We start from the raw sequence: 21208 nt of genomic DNA, 5'->3' as shown, positions 1-21208 counted from the left end.
TTTTAAGAATATATTTTAAAAAACGCTTGAATAATTTCAAAATGTATTTTAAACTATAGAAGAGGTAATGTTAATATGGATATTGATTATAAAGTATTAAAATCTCTTAGTAGCAATGTTGTTGTTTCTGAAAAAGATAGTAATGTCTATGTTCTTTTTGGTAAAGGCATAGGTTTTGGTAAAAAACCTGGTGAGCGTATAACTAAAGAGAGTACCATAGAGCAGAAGTTTATTAAAATTGACGATAGTGAAAAAGATAACTATGTTGAAATTGTTAAGAATGTAGAAGGTCAAATTCTAGCATTAACAGAAGAAATAATTTCTCTTGCAGAAGATATTTTAAAAGAAAAATTAACTTCACGTATACATGTTGGCTTGGCTGACCATATTAGTTTTGCAATGAAAAGAATGGAACTTGAAATCGATATAGTTAATCCTTTTTTAAACGAAATACAGACGCTTTATCCTGATGAATATAGCATAGCAGAAAAAGGTTCAAAACTTATTAAAGAAAAATTAAATGTAGAGCTCCCAGAAAGTGAAATCGGTTTTATTACCCTTCATATACATTCTGCTAGAGCTAATGTGGAAGTGTCTCAAAGTCTTAAATATGCTAGAATCATTAAAGAAGTAATGGAATATATTCAAGAGATACTTGGGATAAATACTAATCAAAAATCCATGGAGTATGCGCGGCTAGTGTCTCATTTAAGATATGCACTAGATAGAATAGAAAATGATAAGGTTTTAAAAAATGTAATGTTAGAATCCATTAAAACTTCAATGAGTGAAGAGTTTGAAATTTCTAAGAAGGTATGTAAGTTTATATCAGAAAAGCTTTTTAAAGAAGTTTGTGAAGATGAAATTGGATATATGTCATTACATATCTATAGGTTAAAGCAATCAAATTAAAAAACAATGTTTATATTATTAGGTGTGTCACTGATTAGATCAGGCATTAACCATATAAAATGCTTTTATGCATATTATTAGGTTGTGTCTTTTTTTTTTAAAAGAATACTTCAATAGTAAAGCTTAAGCTACAAAGGTAGATTAAGCTACTAGAGTAGATTCTTAATAAATGTATTTAAAATGCTAAACAATGCACAAACTAATATTTATATATAAGTTAAAATTCAAAGTAAAATATCATAATAAAGTAATTTTAGGAGGATAACAATTGTTATCTACCTTAGAGAAGGCGAGGATGATAAAAATGTTTGGTTTTTTCAAAAAAAACAAAGAAGAAAATAGTATAATTATAAAATCTCCAGTTGTGGGAAGATGTTTTGACATATCAGAAATACCAGATGAGGTTTTTTCTACAAAAATGTTAGGTAATGGAATAGGATTTGAATCTACAGAAGGAATTTTATATGCTCCAGTTGATGGCGAAATTCTTCAAGTGTTCCCTACAAAACATGCTATGGTTTTAAAGAGTAAAGATGGTATAGAAATATTACTTCACATAGGTATTGATACAGTAGAAATGAAGGGTGAAGGATTCGAAGCTTTTGTCTCAAAAGGACAACAAGTTAAGGCTGGAGATAAATTATTATCTTTTAATAACGACTTAATAAAAGCTAAGGCTAAATCCAATTTATCTGTGTTAGTGGTTACAGATAATGAAATAATGGAATCAGTAGAATTTAAACTAGGGACTGTAGATAAAAATAATGAAGTAATAATAATAAAATTAAAGAAATAGGGGTGCGTATATTATGATGGAAAAAAAAGCAATAGTTAAAAGTGAAACAGGAATACATGCAAGACCAGCATTATTAGTAGTTAAAGAGGCTTCTAAGTTTAAATCAGAAGTGCTTATAGTAAAAGATGGTAATGAATATAATGCCAAAAGTATAGTAGCTATAATGTGTATGGCAGCTGTTAAAAATGATGAAATAACAATAAAAGCTACTGGCGATGATGAAGAAGCAGCAGCAGTAGCTATGATAAAACTTATAGAAGAAGGGCTTGTATAATAGCAGGAAAGCAATTGATAATTGTTACCTTCCTAAGAGAACTACTAGGAGGAATTTATGTATGTTAAAAGCAATAGGTGCATCCTTTGGAATAGCTATAGGTAGAGCATTAGTTATTAGCGAAGAAGTTGTAGAAATAAAAGAAAGTAAAGTTGCGGACTCAGAGCGAGAGCTAGCTAGGTTTAATAATGCAGTGGAAGAAGCAATGATGCAACTAGAAAAAATAAACAAAGATGTGAAAGAAAAGCTAGGCAGTGAAAAAGCAGAAATATTTGAAGCGCATTTGTTTATGCTTAAAGATCCAGAATTCATAGGTTCTATTCAAAAGAAAATTGCCAGTGATAAATTCAATGCGGAATATTCACTAAAAACTGTAGGGGATGAAACAGCCGCTATTTTCGAACTTATGGAAAATAAGTATATGACAGAACGAGCAGCCGATATTAGAGATGTTAGTAAAAGAGTGCTAAATATACTAATGGGCATAAAAATAGCCTCAATTGCAGAAATTCAAGAAGAATGTATAATAATAGCAAAGGATCTTACTCCTTCAGATACAGCACAGATTGATAAAACTAAAGTCTTGGCATTAATTACTGAAATAGGAGGAAAAACTGCTCACACTTGCATTATCGCACGCTCTTTAGAGCTACCTGCAGTCGTAGGTGTTGGTGCTAGCATAAGTAAAATTAAAGATGGCGATTTAATTATTGTAGATGGAGAAGAAGGATTAATTATTATTAATCCTGACAAGAAAACTCTAAATGATTACAAAGCTAAAAAAATTGAATTTACTGAATCTAAAAATCAGCTACTTAAGTATGCAACTATGAAATCTACTACATTAGATGGCAAAGCAGTAGAGCTAGCTGCCAATATAGGCTCTGTAGAAGACTTAGAATCTGTGCTTAAAAATGGTGCAGAAGCTATAGGATTATTTAGAACAGAGTTTTTATATATGTCAAAAATTGCTCTTCCAACTGAGGAAGAACAATTTGAGACATACAAGTCAGTTCTTGAAAAGATGAGTGGAAAACCTGTTATTATAAGAACTTTGGATATTGGTGGAGATAAGAAATTAGATTATCTACCTATGAAGGAAGAGATGAATCCATTTTTAGGATATAGAGCTATAAGACTTTGTCTTGATAGAACAGATATATTTATAACTCAATTAAGAGCTTTACTCAGAGCGTCTACTCATGGCACTCTTAAGATAATGTTTCCTATGATATCTTGTCTTCAGGAACTCCGAATGGCTAAAAAAATATTAGAGCAGTGTAAAAATGAGCTTAAATCAGAGGGACTAGTATTTGATGATAATCTTCAAGTGGGTATTATGATAGAAATTCCTTCAGCGGCATTAATATCAGATATATTAGCTAAAGAGGTAGACTTCTTTAGTATAGGTACTAATGATTTAATTCAGTACACTACAGCAGTAGATAGAATGAATGAGAAAATATCATATTTATATGATTTTTATCATCCAGGGGTTTTAAGACTTATTAAAACTGTAATAGATAATGGACATAAAGCAGGAATAATGGTAGGTATGTGTGGAGAAATGGCCGGAGACACAAAACTTATTCCTGTATTACTTGGATTTGGACTAGATGAATTAAGCATGAGTGCCTCTTCAATATTAAGAGCACGGAAAACTGTTACAAATTCTAATTACGAAGACTGCGTAAAGCTCTCAAGGCCAGTATTATCATTTGGGGATTCAGATGAGATAAAAGAATTTCTAAAAGTTAGTACTAAAGCATAAGACTTATACTAATGTATAAATATATAGTAAAAAGCAATCTATTCTTTAATTAAGGATAGGTTGCTTTTTTGTGCTGAAATTCTATATAATATATGTATGTATAAAACATGCTTTATATAAAGGATGAGATTAGATGGTTAAATTTAATGAAAAACTTATTTTCCATATAGATGTTAATTCAGCTTTTCTTTCTTGGAGCGCTGCAGATAAACTTATGCAAGGCGAAGAGGTTGATTTAAGAGAGATTGCCTCAGTAATAGGCGGGGATGAGCAGTCGAGAAGAGGAGTAGTACTCGCAAAATCGATGTTAGCTAAAAAAAGCGGAATAATAACAGGAGAAAGTTTATTTAATGCAAGAAAGAAATGCAGAGACCTTATAGTTATATCACCTGACTTTAGTTTATATGAAAGATGTAGTAGGAGTATGAGAGAAATTTTTAGTGATTATACACCTTATGTGGAGAAGTTCTCTATAGATGAGTGCTTTTTAGATGTAACAAGTTATAATACTTCAAAAGAAGCTGCACTTGCTCTGGCCTCTGAAATTAAGGATAGGATAAAGAGAGAATTAGGATTTACAGTGAATATTGGAATATCAGATGTTAAGCTTCTAGCTAAGATGGCCTCTGATTTTGAAAAGCCTGATAAAATACATACACTTTTTAAAAATGAGATAGAAAAAAAATTGTGGAAGCTGCAAGTAGGAGAACTATTCATGGTTGGAAAGAGGACCGTTCCTAGGCTTAATAATTTAAATATATTTACTATAGGGGATTTAGCGCAGTATGATGCTTCCATTTTAAAATATCACTTTAAAAGTAGTGGGTGTACCATGTGGAAATATGCAAATGGTATAGATAATTCGCAGGTAAAGTGGAATAAATACGAATTAAAAGGAATAAGCAATTCCACTACATTATCGGAGGATATTAATAGTAAAGATGAAGCCTATAAAGTATTATTAACATTGGTAGAGCACACAGCAACTAGATTAAGAAATATAAAAAAGTGCTCTTATTGTATTTGTGTAACTATAAGAAATCAGGAATTTAATGATTATTCTCGCAGTAAGACTTTAAACAATGCTACTGATTCAACTCAGGAAATACTAGAAACTGTTAAAAAGCTTTTTGATGAATTATGGAAGGGCGAACCAATAAGGTTACTAGGAGTTTCTCTTAATAATTTATGTAAGGATAATTTTAAGCAAACATCAATTTTCGATACGGATAATGCTCGTGATGAAAAACAAAGATCCATAGATAAAACTATGGATAGTTTGAGGCATAAGTATGGTGAAAATATAGTTATGAAATCAGTATTTCTAAAAAAATAACTAAATTTATTGCAAGCTACTGTTCTAAATTATAAAAAAAGTAATATAAGATAGGTAAGAAGTACTATTTTGCGGAGGGCGTAAGAGGCATGGACAATAGAGCATTGATACCACTATACCTTAATGGAGATATGATAAATAATTTATATACCATTGTAATACAAGAGTTTGCAGAAATTAAAAGTGAAACCACTAGAAAGCAATTAACTATTAGTACAATTACACCTTTATATGAACTTACTTGTGGTAAGATAATGCAAGGCGACTTAAATCTTCAACTTGTTAATGAATTCTCATCCCAGAGGATTGAAGAAAGAGTCTCAATTGTAATAACAATACTATCAAGATTAAAAAGCATATTAAATGATCAAAGTATGTTAAAAATTATAAATAATGAGAATGATGTAAAGAATATAGTGGAATTTGATTTTGTTCAATTTACGGGCCAATTATATAAAAATCCAGTTATAGAGTATATAGAAGATATAATTAGAGTGATGGAAATGCAATTGGCTTTTTCACCTGAAAATATAGAGCAGGGTGATGAAGGTAAGGAAAATAAAGTTAAGACCCAAGTTTTAAAAATTCTGAAAGCGGATATGGAAAACTGTAAAAAAGAAAAATGTTTAAAATTTATTAGTAGTAGCATAGGCACTAGCAATACAAAGTTTATAGTGCCTTTAGAAATAAAATATATGGCAGACAATTTAGATTATATTCAAGGTGCTAAGATCACTGTGCTTGGTAAAGTGGTAAGGATCTCAAAGGAAAATGAAAATAACAGCAATAGTTTGCTCAGTGGCACATATTTTGATTATTTAGATGAGGAATATTTTCAAGAATTTAAAAATAGATTTCTAAAAAATACAAATTTAATTAGGGATTATGATAAAAATCAAATAGAGATTAATGAACCTGTAATTGAAATTATACCTATAGCAATGTATATTTAGAATTTACCCTAATACTAAATGGAGGTATTATGTTTATACCAGATGATGTAAAAATGATTTTAGATACTTTAAAAAGTAATGGATATGAAGCTTATATAGTGGGTGGAAGCATACGGGATTTTATAAATGGAACATTGCTGCCTAAAGACTATGATATAGCTACTAATGCCCTGCCTGAGGATGTCATTAAACTATTTGATAAAACAGTGCCTACAGGTATAAAACACGGCACTGTTACTGTTATGGTAAGTGGTGAAGGATTTGAGGTTACAACATACAGAATAGATGGTGAATATCTGGACAATAGAAGACCAGAGGGAGTTATCTTTGTTTCAAATTTAAAACAAGACTTGGCTAGACGTGATTTCACAATAAATGCCATGGCTTTTAATGAGCAGCAAGGTGTTATAGATTATTTTGGTGGTATAGAAGATTTAAATAATAAAACAATTAGAGCTGTAGGAGAACCTAATAAAAGGTTTCAAGAAGATGCACTAAGAATGCTTAGAGCAATTCGCTTTGCAGCTAGGTTAGGCTTTCAAATAGAAGAAAAAACGCTTAAGGCTATAAGTACTAATTCTAATCTTATATTAAATATAAGTAGTGAAAGAATTAGAGATGAACTATGCAAAATGCTGGTATCTAATAGTCCAACAAAAGCACTAAGCTTACTTGAGGAGACTAAGCTATTAGGGTTTATAATACCAGAACTTCAAAAAACCGTAGGCTTTAATCAGAAAAATCATCACCATGACAAGGATGTATTCCAGCACATTCTATCAGTTGTAGAAAACTGCCCGGGGTCATTAAATTTAAGAATAGCAGGATTACTGCACGACATAGCTAAACCACTTTGTTTTACTATGGATGAGGATGGTATAGGCCATTTTTACGGTCATGATAAAAAAGGTGCTATACTATCGGAACAAATACTTAAGCGACTTAAATTTGATAATCAAAGTATAAGTAAAATCAGGATTTTAGTAAAGGAACATATGAATGTACTTGAAAAACCAACAGATGCTGCTGTAAAACGCCTTATAAATAGAGTTGGTGTGGATTTAGTAGGTGATCTATTCGCATTGCAAAGAGCAGATGCGCTAGGTTCATATTTACCTGAAATTCGTTTAGAAGAAATTCATAAAATGGAAGAAAAAACATTGGTTATTTTAGAATCTAAAGTTCCAATATCTATAAAAGATCTTGCAGTAAAGGGGGAAGATTTAATTAGTGAGTTTTCTCTTAAACCAGGTAAAGAAATAGGTGCTATGCTTAAATTTCTTTTGGATAAAGCATTAGAAAATCCGGAATTAAATAGCAAAGACAAACTTTTAGCTATGATTTATGATGAATATATGGAGTGAAAATTGAAGAGTGTTTTATTCTCCCTCAGACTTAGTTTGGGGGGATTTTCTTTAGGTGATGCAAAAAAAATATCTAGAACTAAGGGGATTTGCATTACTATAAGTTATTACTCTGTTAATCAGTCAACATATTATATGGTAAAAACACTGTACTGTCAATATATACCTTGAAAAAGTATGCAAAATAACATTTTCAATAGTTAATACATACACACCATATTTCAAAGCCTTTTTTATATTTGTAAAGTTTAAAGTGAATTTGTATAATAAATGTTAAGAACTTACAAATTGACAAGATTGTAAAATGAAATGGGGGGATTTGATTATGTTATCAATGTTATTGGATTTATGTATAACCAACAAAAATCGATATGGCACCAAAGCAAGTGCATTAGGGGAGTTAATGAAAAGCGGAGTACAAGTTCCAAATGGGTTTGCATTGTCTTCGGAGTTCTTTATGAAGTTTCTTGAGTATAATAAATTTCCTTATAATACTCAAGATTATTTAGCTTATAATGAGGAGATATGTAATTTTATATTAAATGGGGAATTTTCTTTTGAGATGGAGGAAGAGCTCCTTAGATTTTTCAGTAATATACAAAGTAAAGAAGTTGGAGGGAAATATGTAGTAAGATCCTCTTCCTTATGTGAAGATAATGATGCATATAGTATGGCGGGTATGTTTTCTTCATTTATAAATTTAAATTCTTTTGAAGAAGTTAAAGTTTCTATAAAAAAGTGTTTTGCTTCATTATTTAATGATAGGGTTATAGCATATTTCGTAAATAATGATTTAAACTTTAATGATTTAAAAATGTGTGTAATTATCCAGCAATTTGTTGTAGGAGATTATTCTGGAGTTAACTTTTCAGTGGATACTATTGATATGGATAAAGACATAATGCACATTAATGTTGTAAATGGAATATGTGATGAGTATGTTAGTGGTAAAGTAAGTTCAGCTTTTTATGAAATCAATAAAAAAACTGGTGAGATACTAGAGCAAAGAATTCCAGAGAATTTTCTTAAACCATCTAAGGATAGGATAGATAGATTATATGAAATCACTTTAAAGATAGAAAGAATATTTGGGAAATACCAAGATATAGAATGGACTATTAGGGATAATAAGATTTATATACTTCAAGCAAGACCTATCACAACCTTTAAAATTAAAGATTTTGAATTACTGTGGCAAAAGGAAGACGAGGGAAGTTATACTTGGAATAGGGAATGTGACAAGCCTTATGAACCTTTGATTAATGAATTGAGCTTTATACAAGGAGAGGCTTTAAATGAGGGGTTTTATGCTGTAGGATTTCAAAATTTTTATACTGAATATTGTGTCCAAAATGGCTACTTTTTTTATAGGGATAAAGAAATGGTAAATCAAGAGCAGCAAGAGAGAAACTTTCTAAATATTGTAGAGGAGCTAAATAATGAGTATAAGAACATATTTCAAGATGTTGTATTGCCAGAATTATTGCTTCTTAAAGAGGAATTAGATACATATATATCAAGGCAGTTATCGCAAGGTGAAGCATTAGTGTTTTTAGAAAAATCAGTAGAATACATGAAATTCATAGCTTCCAATCATTGGCCAGTTACTCATGGATGTGATTATGTAAATACTTTTATGGAATACTGTAAAAATATAATTAGTGATTTTAGTACAGATGATTTTTATGATTTAGTCTTTAATGTTAGTATATTAAATAAAGAAAGAGAATTTTATATTGGTATGGCAAGTGAGATAAATTCAAATCCAATTTTAAATGGAATGTTTAAAGTTTGCCCCTATGATGAGCTTCTATATGCTAGACTTAAGAAGGTTTCCGAAAGTGGAAATTTACAAAAGTTAATAGAAGATTATATAGCTCTGTTTGGAATTTGTTATTTAGATAGTGATGTTAACAGTGCTTATTTTAATCCACTATTAATGGAATCACCTTCTAAAATAATAGGACATATAAGAGGATTTCTAAATCTTAATATTGAAAAATTTAAAAATTCTATAGAGAAATCTTTAAAAAATAAAAACAGAATTAAGGTTGTTATATTAAGTATGTTAGATACAGAAAAAAGAGAAGATTTTTTAAATAAACTTACCTTAGCCCAAAAAGCATACTTAGCAAGAGATGACCATCATTATTATTTTGAACGCATGGCAAAATCATATTTACGGCTAGCATTATTAGAGACTGAAAAAATATTAATTAGAAATAAGCAAATACAAAATAAAGATGATATATATTTTCTTGCTCTTAATGGAATTAAAGAGGGGTTATTAAACAGCGGTAATTTCAATAATATTATAAATGAAAGAAAGCAGCTTTTTAATTATCAGAAAAAGTTATTTGCACCACCTACTATTGGAAAAGAGGTTGCTCAAAAAATGGAAGGCATAGATGAGAGTAATGAAGAAGGCAAAAGTGATTTTAAAGAACACACTGTAATTTTAAAGGGGCTTCTGGATTAAGAAAAAAGGTTAAGGCAAAAGTCAAAATGGGAATGCCTGTTTATCTAGAGGAGGATTGTATATTAGTAGTGCCATCTACACGCTGTGGAGAGTTTGAGCCTATAGTTAATCATGTAAAGGGTGTCATTGTAGAGTCTGGTTCACCTTTTGATCATTTGGGAATTCTTGCAAGAGAAATGAATATACCAGTTATATATAATGTTAAAAATGCAATGAGTATTCTTAAAGATGGAGATGAAGCTTTGTTAGATGGATTTGTAGGTGAAGTTAAAATAATGAAAAAGTGATTTGTATTGTTTTATAACTTAGTAAACACCTTTTGGCGATGTCTTTGTATAACTTGTATAGTTGAACCAAGGAAAATTTAGTGCGGAGTTATTATAAAAATTTAGTATAAAACCCTCACTTAGGCACAACCTAATAAGGTACATGAAAATAAATAAACATACCTTATAATTTTTTTATTTTATAGGAAACAGTTTGCGGAAGTGGCTGTGGATAACATTTATACTCGACCGTAGGGAGAATTTGTTCCTTATTTGAATGTGCATAAGTGAAAGGAGGTATTTACATGAAAACTAATGAAACAATTACTGTACTAAATGAATATGGCAAGAAAGTAGATTTAGAATTAATTGATGCTATTAAAATGGATGGAAATGAATATGTGATAGTTGGTCCTAAGGATTCTGATGAAGCTTATGCTTACAGGTCAGTTGTAGTGAATGGTGAAACAGAATATATGTCCATAGGCCTTGGAGCTGAGTTTAAAAAAGTATTAGACAAGTATAATGAGCACGAAGCTTAGTAATAATTTGTAGGAGGTTTTTATATGAAGGACCGTGAAGAAGCTAAAAAGGAAAATCTGCGTGATTATATTAAAAAAGACACAAAGTCGCAAAATGCACATTCTAAAAATCAAATAATTCAATCTGTTGAAGAAAGTGCAATTAATGAAAGCGTTTTTGAAACTAAAAAAAGCGAATATTATGGGGTTAAGTCAGAATAACTAATAGAAATATATCAAAAGAAAAGAGGCAGGTGTTTATTATCTAAAATATGATAATAAACATCTGTTATTTTTGTTATAATATAATAATAGAAGATTATACAAATAAGAATAATAAAAAGAAGGGAATTAGCATATGAAGAAAATGTTTGAAGAATTTGAAAAGCATTTAATGGAAGACGAGAAGCCTTCTATATATTTCAATAAAATAATAAGTAATGAGAGCATATTTACTGAATATCCCTATACATTATTAAGTTCATTAGTAGAAACTGAGCAATCTCCAGAGCATCATCCAGAAGGAAATGTATGGATACATACAATGCTCGTGGTAGATAATGCAGCAAAGGTAAAAGGATTAAGCGAGAATTCAAGAGCATTTATGTGGGGTGCATTATTACATGATTTGGGGAAAGCACCTACTACAAAAATTAGAAAAGGCAAAATAACATCTTATGACCATGACACGGTTGGAGCAAAGCTTTGTAGGGAATTTCTTGGAATATTTACAAAGGATGAAGAATTTATTAAGCGAGTTACAGCTTTAGTTAGGTGGCATATGCAAACTCTTTTTGTAATGAAAAATTTACCTTTTGGGGATGTGAAAGGCATGGCACAAGAAATATCCATTAAAGAAATTGCACTGTTATCAGAGTGTGATAGACTTGGTAGGGGTGAACTAAGTAAGAGTAAAATCAAAGAGGAGAAGGAGAATATAAAAGCTTTTATCCGCAAGTGTGAGGAGTATTTATCATCTTCCAAGTAGTTTAATAAATAAAAGTATATATTGTTACAACTGCATTCATGTCGTCAAGCAATTCTGAATTACTAAGGCTTATTCAAATGCAGTTTACACAATATATACTTTCATTACTAAATCCTAAATTTGAAAAACTACTAAAAAACGCATCTATAAAGGCTAATTTTCTATAAAAACATATGGTATACTAATAAAACAATCAACAAAAATATTCATAGAGTATAAAAGAAACCCATAGTCCGGTGGCTATGAGGAGAATTAGACAATTGGAGATGATTAGGTGAGATATGAAGGTGTAGTATATAGACCACCCAGTGAGGCATATAGTCTTATAGTACAAGTTACTATTGGATGTTCACATAATGGGTGTAGCTTTTGTGGGATGTACAAAGAAAAGAAGTTTAGAATACGTGATTTAAAAGAGATTATAGAGGATTTGGAGCAGGCTAAATTAAACTATGGACCAATTAAAAAGATATTTCTAGCAGATGGAGATGCGCTAGTCCTTGAAACTAATAAATTAAAATCTATATTATCAAAAATAAGAGAATTATTTCCTGAGTGTGAAAGAGTGGGCATTTATGGCACATCTAATGATATTTTATCAAAATCGCTAGATGAACTTAGAGAGCTTAAAGAGTTTGGCCTTGGCATTGTGTACCTAGGTGTTGAATCTGGAAGTAATGAAATATTAAAAAGTATAAATAAGGGAGTAACTGCAGGCGAGATGATTATGGCAGGACGCAAGGTTAAAGAAAGTGGAATAAAGTTATCTGCTACACTGATTTCAGGAATAGGAGGCAGGGCAAAAATAAGAGAGCATGCAATAGAGTCTGCAAAACTTATAAGTGCTATAAACCCAGATTATCTAGGGTTTTTAACTTTAATGTTAGAAAGTGGAACTCCCATATATGAAGATGTGCAAAAAGGTGCTTTTCATATATTAACGCCAGAAGAAATAATGTATGAGACAAGAGAATTTTTGCAAAATGTAGAAGTTGATGGTTGTATTTTTAGAAGCAATCATGCTTCAAATTACATGGCACTTTCGGGAATATTGCCAGGAGATAAAAATCAGCTATTACAAGACATTGACCTTGCTCTAAAAGGTGAATACAGATATAAGCAAGAAGAATGCAGAAGACTATAAAATGATTTAAATATCTTACTCATGTTTTGGTAAAATAAAAAGGGGGTGGACATTACGAAGGAGAAAATTATTAAACTACTTAAAGAAAGTGGAAATGATTTTATATCAGGACAAAAAATCAGTGAAGAGCTAGGAGTTAGTCGTGCTGCTATATGGAAATATATAAATACAATTAAAGAAGATGGCTACGAAATTGAAGCAATTTCAAGAAAAGGGTATAGGATAATATCCTCACCAGATATACTTACCTTGGAGGAAATTAAAGACTTTCTAAGTACAGAGTACATAGGTAAAAATGTAATTCACTATGATTCTATAGGCTCAACCAATTCTATTGCTAAAAAATTAGCAGATGCCGGAGAAGAACATGGCACAGTTATAATAAGTGAGGAGCAAACCACGGGCCGTGGACGGCTAGGACGAAATTGGATATCTCCTAAATATAAGGGTATATGGATGTCAATAATACTTAGACCAAACATAGTCACAGAAAATATATCTCAAATAACTTTAATTGGAGCAGCTGCTGTTCAACAGGCTATAATGAAAATGGGCATTAAAACTAGTATTAAATGGCCTAATGATATAGTAATTAATAGTAGAAAAGTATGTGGTATATTAACAGAAATGACTGGAGAAATAGATCATATTAACTACCTAGTTATGGGCATAGGTATAAATGTAAACTTGGAAGAAAAAGATATACCAATGGATTTAAAAAGTGTGGCTACTTCACTTACAATAGAGACTGGCAAATATATAGATAGGAAGCTTTTGCTTGCAAATGTATTAAACATTTTTGAAGTACTATATAATGATTTTGTGGAAAATGGAAATGTATCCGAAACTATGGAAATTTGTAGAGAAAATTCTTTGCTTATAGGGAAAGAAATCCAATTGATAAATGGAGGAAAACAAGTAAAAGCTAAGGTAATAGATATAAGTGATAGTGGAGAATTAGTTATTGAAAATCAACAAGGAATTACAGAATATATTGTTTCAGGGGAAGTTTCTATAAGTGGAATTTATGGATATAGTGAATGAATATATATTAGGATATCTGAAATAAAATAGACTAGCACACTTTAAGTATGATTAAGTTTAAAATGTTGTTAAAATCTAATTTTCATATAGACATATTAGCTAGATTAACGGTATAATATGAGTATTAAGTTTGAAAGGAGAATGTTTATGGAAGAAAATAAAATTATATCAATGATGGATGAAGATGGAGAAAAGGTCGATTTTGAATTAGTAGAAATCATTGAATTAGATGAAAATAGATATGCGCTATTAGCTCCTATAGGAGATGAAGAGGATGCTTTTGTCTATAAAATCACAACAGTAAATGATAAAGAGGAATATAATGCAGTAGAAGATGAGGAAGAGTTTGAAAGAGTACTAGAAGAATACGAATCAACTTTTGATGAGTAAATAATTTACCAATAAACCTTAAGGGGCTATTGGTCAAAACCCGATAAACTGTTAAGGTTTATTGGGTTTTAGTTTATGAATCATAGATATATGCATATGAAAATACATTGGTATATTGATTTATTCCAATGTATTTTAAATATTAGGAGGTAAAATTTTGAATATAATAGATATTGATATAGAAGCGCTTATAGAAACGATTTCACATGAAGATGACAATTTAGGAAAAAGTTTTTTAGACACATATACTGGTGAGGTTATATATATTCCCACAGAGGTTAGTTTAGCCTTGGAAAAGGGAACTTTAAAAGAGGATATCTTTGATAATTGGTTAAAAGAATTTGTTAGTGTAGCCATACTTATTAGCGAAGATACGGTTAATAGATACTTAAATACTCCTCTTCTAGATGAAGATTTTTATATAAGCACAATGAATAAATATGTTAATAGTGTAGCTCATGATTCAGATTTAAAGCAAGAATTACACAAGGCATTAAATGGCAAAGAACCTATTAAAAAATTTAAACACGTTTTAATGGATAAACCAAACAAAACAGAAGAATGGTATAAATATGAAGATAATTGTATAAATGAATTTGCTAGGACGTGGTTAAAGTCAATTGGCATTGAGCTAAAGTACCTAAATTAAATTATGATAATAGGAGTGAGAAATATGGAAAATGAATTTTATAATAAAATTCGAGAAAATCCAGTAATTGCAGCGGTAAATAATTTGGAAAAGTTAGATAAGGCCATAGAATCTCCCTGCGAAATTATTTTCTTGCTTACAGGAAGTATTTTTAATTTAAAAGAAATTGTTAATCGTATAAAAACCCAGGGTAAACATGTATATGTACATTTGGATTTAATTGAAGGTTTCTCAAGGAATGTTTGTGCTTTAAAATATATAAATGAAAATATTGTTCCAGACGGAATTATAACTACTAAAAGTAGCATTATTAGAGCTGCGAAGGAAATGGGTTTATTTTCAATACAAAGACTTTTCATGTTGGATGCATTGTCACTGGAAAGTGGCATTAGTTCTATTAAAACCATAAGACCTGATGCTGTAGAAATATTACCTGGAATTATGCCAAGAGTAACAAAGGTAATTAGTACAGAAGTAAATATTCCTATAATTACTGGTGGGCTAATTTCAGATAAGGAAGATGTAATTGCTAGTATTAAAGCAGGGGCTATTGGGGTTTCTACAAGCAAAGAGGAAATCTGGTATATGTAAATTATGCATATATCAGATTTTAATTAATTATAATAGGATATGACGAATTTTTGGAGGTACTTACATGTTAGCATATGAAGTAGCAATAAGGCTTGTCCTTGCAGTTATAGTTGGTGGCTTAATTGGATATGAGAGAGAATTTAAAAATAGACCAGCTGGTTTTAGAACACATATTCTAGTATGCTTAGGTGCTGCCGTTACCTCAATGATACAATTATATTCAATTCAAGATGCAACCAATATGATAATTCAGCATCCAGAACTCCAAAATGCTTTAAAAGCGGATATTGGGAGACTGGGGGCACAAGTTATAACTGGAGTTGGATTTTTAGGGGCAGGGACTATTATACATGAGAAGGGATCTGTAAAAGGGCTTACTACGGCAGCTAGTATATGGACAGTGGCATGTATTGGGCTTGCAGTTGGACTAGGTTATTACACTTTAACTATACTAGCAACTATATGTGTTTTTATAGTATTGGTATTTTTTAAGACTTTTGAAGCTAAGCTTTTTAAGAATATAAATATTCTCAAAATTGAAATTCAATATAGTAATAAGAAAAATATGGTAGAAAAATTAGAGCAGTACTTTGAGGGTATGGGAATAAAAGTTAAGACTATAGACTTTTCTATTGAGGATGAAGATGAAAATCCAGATTATAGCACAACAATTTACACGATTTTAGCACCAAGACATATTAAGAGCAATAAAATTGTACAAAGGTTATGTACTTTTGAAGAAATATACAAGGCAAATATAGTAGAATAAAAATAGTTATTTAGATATTATATATATTAGAAATATCTCAATTAATAAGATAAAAATTAATGTATAAAGTAATTTTTTAAATTTATTCATAATTATCACCCCATTTATATTGTATGTTAAAGGGGGTGATAAAATAATTAAAGGCAAAAAATATGTTTTTTAATTTTGAAAATAAAAGAGAGACCTTATAAATAAGGTCTCTCTTTTGGGTTAAGAAATCTATCTTCTAGATTTAGCAACCTCAATATTTACTTTTCTACTATTTAATTTCTTACCAGAACTATTGTTTAGTATAGCATCAACTAGGTTTGAAGGTACATCTAAAAATGAGAATTTATCTAAAATATCAATACGGCCAAGTTCATTTTTGTTAATATTAGCTGTCTCGCATAAGAAAGATATAATATCTTTAGTCATAACTTCATCCATTCTTCCGATAGAAAGGAATAGTCTAACATTGTCTGTTAATGTTGTTGTTACAGAATCGTCTGCATAATTGTAGTTAACTTCTTTATCAAATATAATTTTTATTAGAGAAGCAGCTACGTCTTCAGCACCAAATTCTTTTATAAGATTTTTTCCAAGTGGAAGGAAGTTCTCATATAAATTTTCTTCTAAAACTAATTTTATAGAATCTAAAATAGTTTCTGATTTTGCTGCAAAAATATCTGTTATAGTAGGGACAGTTTTTTTACTGATTATACTTTTAGTATCACGTTCAATCTGTCTTATAGCAGATGCTTCTCGTCTTGTAATAAGACTATAAGCAGTACCCTCTTTACCAGCTCTACCAGTTCTTCCAATTCTATGGATATATGATTCACTATCTTGTGGTAAATCGTAATTTATTACATGAGTAACATTTTCAACATCTATTCCTCTTGCAGCTACATCTGTTGCAATTAAGTAATTTAAGTTACCATCTTTGAATTTTTTTAGAGTGTTCATTCTTTGACTTTGTTTCATGTCTCCGTGCATACCTTCAACAGTATAACCTCTTGGTTGTAGTGCATCAACTAACTCATCTACACCTTTTTTAGTTTTACAGAATAGTATACAAGTCTTAGGAGCATCTACATCAAGAATTCTACATAATGATTCAAATTTATTTTTTGGATTTACTTCGTAGTAATGTTGTTTAATCTTAGAAACTGTTAAAGACTTCTTTTCTATTGCAATAATCTTTGTTTCAGGATGCATATATTTTTTAGACAATATTTTAATAGCTCTTGGCATGGTAGCTGAGAAAAGTAAAGTCTGTCTATCTTCACTTAAATTACTTATAATACTTTCGATATCTTCAATAAAGCCCATGTTTAACATTTCGTCAGCTTCATCTAAAACAAGAAACTTAGCATTGGCAAGTTTTAAAGTGCCTTTTCTAATATGGTCTAGTAATCTTCCTGGAGTTCCAACAACAATATCTACTCCTCTTTTTAGGGCAGATATTTGTCTATCAATAGATTGACCACCATAGATTGGCAATATTTTAACTCTTTCATGTTTTGCAATACGTGAAAGTTCTTCAGCAACTTGAACAGCAAGTTCTCTTGTTGGAGACATTATTATTGCTTGAACTTTTCCATTTGATTTTTCCATTAAGCTTAAAATAGGTGCACCAAAGGCTAATGTTTTACCAGTTCCGGTTTGAGCCTGACCTATAATATCAAAGCCTTCCAATACAACTGGAATAGCCTTTGCTTGGATATCAGATGGATATTCAAATTTTAAATCTTGTATAGCCTGTAGTACAGATCCGTTTAGGCCTAGTTCTTCAAATTTAAGTTTTTCAATTTTGTTCATTAAAATTCCTCTTTCTTCTCATAAAGTATCAAATACATCTCATATTATTAAGTATATACAGAATAATAAATATTAAACTAAAAAAGCAAAATTAAATGCTTTTTTCAATTATTTAAAAAAATTTCTCAAAATTGAGTTCTTTTCAATAACATAAATAAGAGGTAATCCAATTCCATAACAGCAGACTAATTCTCCCCATGCAACTTGTAGCATGCAAAGTAGAAGGGGCATGTCTTTAAAATATAAAAGCTTTAACATTATGCCTATAATAATGGCATTAACTACTACGGCTGGTAATGGAGCAAGTATTCTTTTGAATTTCAGTTTGCTTTTACCAATATAGTAAGTTGAAATCGCGGCTATAAATGTTGCGAGGGAACCGAAAATCATATCCATAATACCTAGTGGACTTATGATGTTAGAGACTATACAACCAATTACCAGCCCTGGAATAGAAAAAGATGCAAAGTAAGGTAGGATAGTAAGTCCTTCAGCAATACGATATTGAATAACTCCAAAGCTGAAAAACGACAAGCTTAGAGTCAAAGCTGCATAAATAGCAGCTACCATTGCTGCAAAAACAATTCTTCTTATTTTTACAGAGATGGTTCCTTCATTTAATTTAATATTCATTTTTATGCCTCCGTAGTTTTGTTTTGAGACAGGATGGTTACGAACTGTCTATACGTATTCGACCCGAACTTTAATTCTACTATATAATTTAGGATTAGTCAAATATATTTATCTTATTGCATAGGGAATTTACTCTAGTTTTAAATTGTTATAAACTATATTGTCGCTAATTTTATTTTTGGTATTTATGCAAAGTTCCAAACTAAAGTAAAAAAGAAATGAAAGAATTTATTTTTGCTACAATTAAACGATAAAAGAATATTGATAAGAAAATAGTCTAAAATAGTTAAAAGTATGATATAGTTTATCTATGTATAATTTTATTTTTTGATTTCAGTAAATCACTCAAAATAAAAGTTTAATAACGCAGTTTTTGCTTAAAGGAGAATATTATGAGTAAAGAAATTTTTAATACAGATTTAACAGAATTAAGTAATGGTATTAATCTTATTACTATTAAAAAGGATAGTCAGATTTCAGCAATTCATGCTGGAGTAAATATAGGTTCATTTTATGAAGAAAAAAATGAAAAAGGAATAGCCCATTTTATAGAGCACATGCTTTTTAAAGGCACGGTTAGTAAAACTAACGAAAAATTAAATAGTGATTTGGAAAATTTAGGTGGGGAATATAATGCTTATACGGATTTTAATTCTACAGTATATAGCGCTACAATTTTAAATGAAGAATTAGAGAATGCATTAGCATTGATTGGTGATATGCTCTTAAATTCAACCTTTCCAAAAGATGAAATTGAGAAGGAAAGGGGCGTAATACTGGCTGAAATTAGAACAATTAATGATGACATTGAAGACTTAAGCTTTAAGAAAGTTAATGAGATTGCATTTATTTATAGTCCACTTAGGGAGGATACTATTGGTAGTGAAAACATAATAAAAAAAGTTGCAAGAAAACAACTTGTTGATTTTTATAATAGGTATTACGTGCCAAATAATACGTTTATATCTATTGTATCACCATTTGAACATGAGGACATAATAAATATGGTGAAGAAGTATTTTGGTAGTTGGACTAAAAAGAAATTTGAGAAGCGAAAAATAATGCATGAGCATCACCAATTTGTAAAAGAAATTTCATATAAAAAAGAAATTGAGCAAAGTACTATACTATATTTATATACTTTCAATGGACTATCTAACGATGAGGAATTAGCACTTAGAATACTAAACTATAAATTCGGGGAAAGTTCTAATTCTATATTATTTAGAGAACTCCGAGAAAAAAGAGGTTTGTCTTATGATGTGTACACTAATTTAGATACTTCAAATAACGTTAAAACACTATATATTTATACATCGGTTTCAGAAGAAGATGTAGATGAAGCGATAGACGTAATTGATTCTGCCATATGTGATATTAAAAGTGAAAAAATAGTTTTTGATGATAATACCATAGCGTTAATGAAGAAAATATTAAAAACGGCTATAGCATCGACCTTAGAGGATTCTACGGATCTTGGCAATTATGTGATTCATCAGGCCATGGAAAATGAAGATATATATCAGTTTACTGAGGACATGAAAAATATGGGGAATATTAAAAGCGAAGACTTATATAATATTTCTAGAAAAGTATTGCAAAAGCCAGCAATTCACGTCTTTTTACCGGAAAAGAGAGGGTAGTTTTGAGTTGTATTATAACAAAAATTGAAATTCAAAAAAAAAATAAAGATAGAGTTAACATTTATATGAATGATGAATTCGCCTTTGCCTGTGATGCAACACTTGTGTATATTCATAATATCACAAAAGGAGCAACCATTGAAAAAGAGGGGCTGCAAGATATAATTGATGAGGATAATTATATAAAGGGAAAAAATTGCGCTCTTCATTTTTTAGAAAGAAGTTTTAAGTCAGCTAAGCAAGTAGTAGATAAATTGACAATAAAAGAATTTGATATTAAAACCATAGATAGAGTAATTGAGTTTTTAAAGCAGTATGATTTTGTGGATGATAAGCGATTTGTTGACTTATTTATAAAAGAAAAAATTAAATCCACTGGGAAAAATAAAATTAAGTTTACATTACTAAAAAAATCTCTTCCAAAAGAATTAATTAAAGAAGCCCTTAACAAAATAACTTCGGAGGAGCAGTTACAAATGGCTTTGATACTCGGTGAAAGAAGAATGGCTACATTAGCTAAGAGTGAAAAAAATGCATTAAAACTTTATAAAAAAACATGGGATTATTTAGTTCGAAATGGATACGATTTTGGAATAGTAAATGAGGTTTTAGATAAAATAACTGAGAATGATAATAATGAGCAGCCTAGTGAAAAAGAACACTCTGAAGATAATTATGAAGAAGATTATAAAAAATTACAGGAACTTGCTAGTAAAAGATACAACATATTAATTAAGTCAGAGCCATCGAAAATAAAGATATATAAAAAGCTGGGAGACTATCTTTTAAGGCGGGGATATAAGTGGGATGAAATCAAAAAAGTGTTAGGAGATTTAGTTAATGGTGTGGAGGATTTATAGGAGAGTGGCGGATTGCAACTTC

Annotated in this window: 22 protein-coding genes; 20 read left to right on the top strand and 2 right to left on the bottom strand. The window is 30.2% G+C overall.

Features of this window, described 5'->3' with window-relative positions:
- Positions 1-75: 75 nt before the first annotated feature.
- The 18 genes from G9F70_RS19485 to G9F70_RS19400 all read left to right on the top strand — a co-directional run bounded on the left by G9F70_RS19485 (position 76) and on the right by G9F70_RS19400 (position 16247).
- Entirely contained in the window at positions 76-912 is an 837-nt protein-coding gene (locus G9F70_RS19485) for a PRD domain-containing protein (RefSeq protein ID WP_164944635.1), read from the top strand.
- Positions 913-1180: 268 nt separating this feature from the next.
- A complete protein-coding gene (locus G9F70_RS19480) occupies positions 1181-1708 on the top strand; it encodes a PTS glucose transporter subunit IIA (RefSeq protein WP_224617689.1) in 528 nt (175 codons plus the stop codon).
- Between the two features lie 13 nt (positions 1709-1721).
- Positions 1722-1982 carry an HPr family phosphocarrier protein gene (locus tag G9F70_RS19475; RefSeq protein ID WP_164944634.1) on the top strand — a complete coding sequence of 87 codons (261 nt, stop codon included), beginning with the start codon at positions 1722-1724 and terminating at the stop codon, positions 1980-1982.
- Between the two features lie 61 nt (positions 1983-2043).
- The gene (ptsP, locus tag G9F70_RS19470; protein ID WP_164944633.1) at positions 2044-3753 is read left to right on the top strand and encodes a phosphoenolpyruvate--protein phosphotransferase; all 1710 of its coding nucleotides are present in this window, start codon (positions 2044-2046) and stop codon (positions 3751-3753) included.
- A gap of 133 nt (positions 3754-3886) precedes the next feature.
- Complete coding sequence (locus G9F70_RS19465; protein ID WP_164944632.1) at positions 3887-5089, top strand: DNA polymerase IV; 1203 nt, start codon at positions 3887-3889, stop codon at positions 5087-5089.
- Positions 5090-5178: 89 nt separating this feature from the next.
- Entirely contained in the window at positions 5179-6042 is an 864-nt protein-coding gene (locus G9F70_RS19460) for a hypothetical protein (protein ID WP_164944631.1), read from the top strand.
- Positions 6043-6053: 11 nt separating this feature from the next.
- Positions 6054-7406, top strand: a complete 1353-nt coding sequence (locus G9F70_RS19455) for a CCA tRNA nucleotidyltransferase (protein WP_411956026.1) — start codon at positions 6054-6056, stop codon at positions 7404-7406.
- 325 nt (positions 7407-7731) lie between these two features.
- The gene (locus G9F70_RS19450; protein WP_164944629.1) at positions 7732-9885 is read left to right on the top strand and encodes a PEP/pyruvate-binding domain-containing protein; all 2154 of its coding nucleotides are present in this window, start codon (positions 7732-7734) and stop codon (positions 9883-9885) included.
- A gap of 32 nt (positions 9886-9917) precedes the next feature.
- A complete protein-coding gene (locus tag G9F70_RS19445; RefSeq protein WP_164944628.1) occupies positions 9918-10172 on the top strand; it encodes a PEP-utilizing enzyme in 255 nt (84 codons plus the stop codon).
- Between the two features lie 284 nt (positions 10173-10456).
- Positions 10457-10693, top strand: coding sequence for a DUF1292 domain-containing protein (locus G9F70_RS19440; protein ID WP_164944627.1), 237 nt, complete (start codon positions 10457-10459; stop codon positions 10691-10693).
- Between the two features lie 24 nt (positions 10694-10717).
- Positions 10718-10894, top strand: a complete 177-nt coding sequence (locus tag G9F70_RS19435; protein WP_164944626.1) for a hypothetical protein — start codon at positions 10718-10720, stop codon at positions 10892-10894.
- A gap of 136 nt (positions 10895-11030) precedes the next feature.
- Positions 11031-11660 carry an HD domain-containing protein gene (locus G9F70_RS19430; protein WP_164944625.1) on the top strand — a complete coding sequence of 210 codons (630 nt, stop codon included), beginning with the start codon at positions 11031-11033 and terminating at the stop codon, positions 11658-11660.
- A gap of 274 nt (positions 11661-11934) precedes the next feature.
- Complete coding sequence (locus G9F70_RS19425; RefSeq protein WP_164944624.1) at positions 11935-12804, top strand: radical SAM protein; 870 nt, start codon at positions 11935-11937, stop codon at positions 12802-12804.
- 45 nt (positions 12805-12849) lie between these two features.
- Positions 12850-13848: a biotin--[acetyl-CoA-carboxylase] ligase gene (locus G9F70_RS19420; protein WP_411956007.1), complete on the top strand. Its 999-nt coding sequence runs from the start codon at positions 12850-12852 to the stop codon at positions 13846-13848.
- A 147-nt stretch (positions 13849-13995) separates the two neighbouring features.
- A complete protein-coding gene (locus G9F70_RS19415) occupies positions 13996-14238 on the top strand; it encodes a DUF1292 domain-containing protein (protein ID WP_164944623.1) in 243 nt (80 codons plus the stop codon).
- 157 nt (positions 14239-14395) lie between these two features.
- Complete coding sequence (locus tag G9F70_RS19410) at positions 14396-14887, top strand: UPF0158 family protein (protein ID WP_164944622.1); 492 nt, start codon at positions 14396-14398, stop codon at positions 14885-14887.
- 24 nt (positions 14888-14911) lie between these two features.
- The gene (locus G9F70_RS19405; protein ID WP_164944621.1) at positions 14912-15478 is read left to right on the top strand and encodes a glycerol-3-phosphate responsive antiterminator; all 567 of its coding nucleotides are present in this window, start codon (positions 14912-14914) and stop codon (positions 15476-15478) included.
- A 64-nt stretch (positions 15479-15542) separates the two neighbouring features.
- On the top strand, positions 15543-16247 hold the full coding sequence (locus G9F70_RS19400; RefSeq protein ID WP_164944620.1) for an MgtC/SapB family protein: 705 nt from the start codon (positions 15543-15545) through the stop codon (positions 16245-16247).
- A gap of 219 nt (positions 16248-16466) precedes the next feature.
- Here the strand turns inward: G9F70_RS19400 and G9F70_RS19395 are convergent, their stop codons facing one another.
- Together G9F70_RS19395 and G9F70_RS19390 are read right to left on the bottom strand one after the other, a co-directional pair.
- On the bottom strand, positions 16467-18041 hold the full coding sequence (locus G9F70_RS19395; RefSeq protein WP_164944723.1) for a DEAD/DEAH box helicase: 1575 nt from the start codon (positions 18039-18041) through the stop codon (positions 16467-16469).
- A 117-nt stretch (positions 18042-18158) separates the two neighbouring features.
- Complete coding sequence (locus tag G9F70_RS19390; protein ID WP_125002600.1) at positions 18159-18683, bottom strand: QueT transporter family protein; 525 nt, start codon at positions 18681-18683, stop codon at positions 18159-18161.
- Between the two features lie 392 nt (positions 18684-19075).
- Between G9F70_RS19390 and G9F70_RS19385 the strand changes: the two genes are divergently transcribed.
- Both G9F70_RS19385 and recX read left to right on the top strand, forming a co-directional pair.
- Positions 19076-20326, top strand: coding sequence for a M16 family metallopeptidase (locus G9F70_RS19385; protein WP_164944619.1), 1251 nt, complete (start codon positions 19076-19078; stop codon positions 20324-20326).
- A gap of 2 nt (positions 20327-20328) precedes the next feature.
- Positions 20329-21186, top strand: coding sequence for a recombination regulator RecX (gene recX / locus G9F70_RS19380; protein ID WP_164944618.1), 858 nt, complete (start codon positions 20329-20331; stop codon positions 21184-21186).
- Positions 21187-21208 lie beyond the last annotated feature (22 nt).

Source organism: Clostridium sp. FP1, assembly GCF_011065975.2.
Lineage (GTDB): Bacteria > Bacillota > Clostridia > Clostridiales > Clostridiaceae > Clostridium_AD > Clostridium_AD tagluense.
This window is presented reverse-complemented; position numbering and strand designations above follow the sequence as displayed.